At 51.2% G+C, this 3015-nt stretch carries 1 protein-coding gene and 3 pseudogenes; 1 reads left to right on the plus strand and 3 read right to left on the minus strand.

Going from position 1 to position 3015, the window contains the following annotated elements; translation table 11 throughout:
- Nucleotides 1-397 precede the first annotated feature (397 nt).
- A pseudogene (locus ACTBDZ_RS16495) lies at nucleotides 398-1153 on the plus strand (NAD(P)-dependent oxidoreductase); the annotation flags it as partial.
- A 95-nt stretch (nucleotides 1154-1248) separates the two neighbouring features.
- On the opposite strand, the gene ACTBDZ_RS16500 reads toward ACTBDZ_RS16495, so the two are convergent.
- The 3 genes and pseudogenes from ACTBDZ_RS16500 to ACTBDZ_RS16510 all read right to left on the minus strand — a co-directional run.
- Nucleotides 1249-1458 (minus strand): KTSC domain-containing protein, encoded by a 210-nt coding sequence (locus ACTBDZ_RS16500; protein WP_438816106.1) that lies wholly within the window; start codon nucleotides 1456-1458, stop codon nucleotides 1249-1251.
- 273 nt (nucleotides 1459-1731) lie between these two features.
- A pseudogene (gene fghA, locus ACTBDZ_RS16505) lies at nucleotides 1732-2574 on the minus strand (S-formylglutathione hydrolase).
- Between the two features lie 25 nt (nucleotides 2575-2599).
- A pseudogene (locus ACTBDZ_RS16510) lies at nucleotides 2600-2896 on the minus strand (S-(hydroxymethyl)glutathione dehydrogenase); the annotation flags it as partial.
- Nucleotides 2897-3015: the final 119 nt, after the last annotated feature.

The raw sequence follows: 3015 nt of genomic DNA on the forward strand, positions 1-3015 counted from the left end.
GCCTTGTTATAGGAGGGCCAGTTAGTGATTTTAAAATTTTGTTTTGCCATGGAGACCTGATTTTGAAACAACTATGGTGATCTGTTCCGATGATTACCCAAACTTTCTATTTATTCAACAAAGCCGGGCATTGCCTGAAACTATTTTCTGGAAAAAGCATTTTTTTCGCAGACCGCAATGTCAACACGAATGGATAGAATATAGCTATACGCCGCCGGAACTGGTGGTTGAACGCGCTCAAGGGTGTGGGTCACGTATTCAATGAGTGTATTGCTACATAGTCTGGCATGCAAAAAAGGTGTTTAAAACCAGCCTGAATGCATGAAGAGAACATAGAGCATGAATACTATTTTTATTGCGGAGCAACACATTGAATACGTGACCTGCTCAAGGGTGTGAGGTGATTATCACCAATAAAGTGGTGCTGACGCGTGAGATTCTGCAAGCGTTGCCTGCGCTAAAACTGATCGCGGTTACCGCAACCGGTGTGAACAATATTGATGTCGTTGCCGCACAGGAACTGGGGATCGCCGTGCGCAACGTTCCTGTTTATTCGACGCAATCGGTCGCTGAACACGTGATCGCCATGATATTTTCTCTCAAGCATAGTCTGATGTTTCGATCATCCGGTGAAAGATATCGCGGGTTCAACGTCGGCATCATCGGTTCCGGTGCGATAGGGCAAGAGGTCGCACGATTAGCCAGTGCGGTGGGCATGAAAGTGTTGTTTGCGGAACGACGTGGTGCGGCGCAGTGTCGGCCCGGTTATTTACCGTTTGAACAAGTGATGCAAACGGCTGATGTTATCTCTCTGCATTGCCCACTGACAGCGGATACCCAGGGTTTGATCAACGCACAGACGTTGGCACTGTGTAAGCCGTCGGCGTTTATCATCAATACGGCGCGCGGGGCGTTGGTGGATGAACCAGCGTTGCTGTCGGTACTTTTGCAGCATCGCATTGCGGGGGCGGCGTTGGATGGATTGACTCAGGAGCCACCGTCGTTGGATAACCCGCTGATGAAAGCCGCAAAAACCATGCCGAACTTGTTGATTACCCCGCACATCGCCTGGACATCGGGCTCTGCGTTGCAAGTGCTGATGGAAAAAACCATCGCCAATATCGATGAATTTGTGCAGCAGCAAGGGCTCTAACGATATTCGGTGCCTGATTCGAGCGGATGCACGCGCCGAGATAGCGCGCAGCGGGCCGTTGTTGGCCCGCCACCGATAAGGCGCTTACTCTGTGATTACAGTTTATCGAAGGGAAATGAGTTTTTGATGTAGCGCGTGTAGTAACGGTACTTTGCCATACTGGACAGCAACTCTTCATAGATCATCCGGGCGACACCTTTGTACAGATAGACGCTGCCGTTCAGCAGTTCAATTTCCAGATGTTTTTTTTCTTCATCATAGCCGACAGAAAACAGTTCGCTTGAAGCCACTAGTTTACGTTGCAAATCAAATCCCTCCCAGTGAAATCCCCCTGTTTATACGTCGCCCTATTCTGACGTAGCGTTCCGCTAAACAGGTCCATGAAACAGTTTCTTGCATTGCCCAGTCAATCATCGATTGTGTGACAAAAAAAGCAGTTTAACAATCTGTTGCTGAATGCAATATCGCAAAAAACGCTATCAAAGCGTCGTGTGATAGTTGATTGTCGGTACAACGTAAGCGATCGGCAGGGAAGGAATGAGGCAGATCAGACTACCTGCCTCATTGGAGGATGCCGCTTAAGCCTTCAGATGGCTGGCATGAAAACGCAAATGGTCTTCAATAAAGCTGGCAATAAAGTAGTAGCTGTGATCATAGCCAGACTGCGTGCGTAACGTCAGCGGCCAACCCTGTTCCTCTGCCTGCTATGCCAGGCGCGCGGGCTGCAACTGATCGGGTAAAAACTGATCGCTATCGCCCTGATCGACCAGCAGCGGCAATCGAGCCGAGGTCTGCGCCAGCAGATAGCAGGTGTCATATTCACGCCAGGTCGTTTCATCTGTGCCCAGATAAGCGGTAAAGGCTTTACGTCCCCAGGGAACCTCGCTTGGGTTAACGATTGGCGCAAACGCGGAAGCGGACCGATAACGTTCCGGATGACGCAGTGCCAGCATTAATGCACCGTGACCGCCCATTGAGTGCCCACTGATCGACTGACGATCGCTGACGTTGAAATGTTCACGCACCAGCGCAGGCAGCTCGCTGCTGACATAGTCGTACATGCGATAGTGCGCAGCCCAAGGCGCTTGGGTGGCGTTGACGTAAAATCCCGCCCCCTGGCCCAGGTCGTATCCCGGATCGTTAGCAACCGCCTCGCCACGTGGGCTGGTATCCGGCATCACCAGTACCAGCCACAGTTCAGCGGCGATACGCTGCGCGCCAGCCTTGGTGGTGAAGTTCTCATCATTGCAGGTCAACCCGGACAGCCAATACAGCACCGGCGGTGACGTATCATCTGCGGTTGGCGGCAAATAAATGCTGAACGTCATCGGGCCATTCACACTGCTCGAGGTATGACGATAGCGCTGTTGCCAACCGCCAAACAGGCGATGCTCTTCCAGTAATTCCAGCGTCTCGTTCATGGGGGCGTGCCTCCTTGTGCGCGGATTAACGATAGTGGATAACGGTACGAATCGATTTGCCTTCATGCATCAAATCGAAGTCTTCATTAATCTGTTCCAACGGCATGGTATGAGTAATGAAATCTTTTAGCGGGAATTCGCCTTTCAGATAGCGATCGACGATACCGGGCAGTTGACTGCGGCCTTTCACACCACCAAACGCTGAGCCGCGCCATACGCGTCCAGTCACCAATTGGAACGGACGAGTAGCGATTTCTTCTCCGGCACCGGCAACGCCGATGATAACGGATTCGCCCCAACCCTTGTGGCAGCACTCTAGGCTGTGTCCCTTAATTGCTTGAGCTATAGTATCCATCTGTTTCTACGACACTTTGGATTATGGCTCGCTACGATCTTTCTGATGAAGCATGGGCAATCATTGAGCCCTTGTTACCAACCGTT

It is taken from the genome of Symbiopectobacterium sp. (genome assembly GCF_051710365.1).
Taxonomy (GTDB): domain Bacteria; phylum Pseudomonadota; class Gammaproteobacteria; order Enterobacterales; family Enterobacteriaceae; genus Symbiopectobacterium.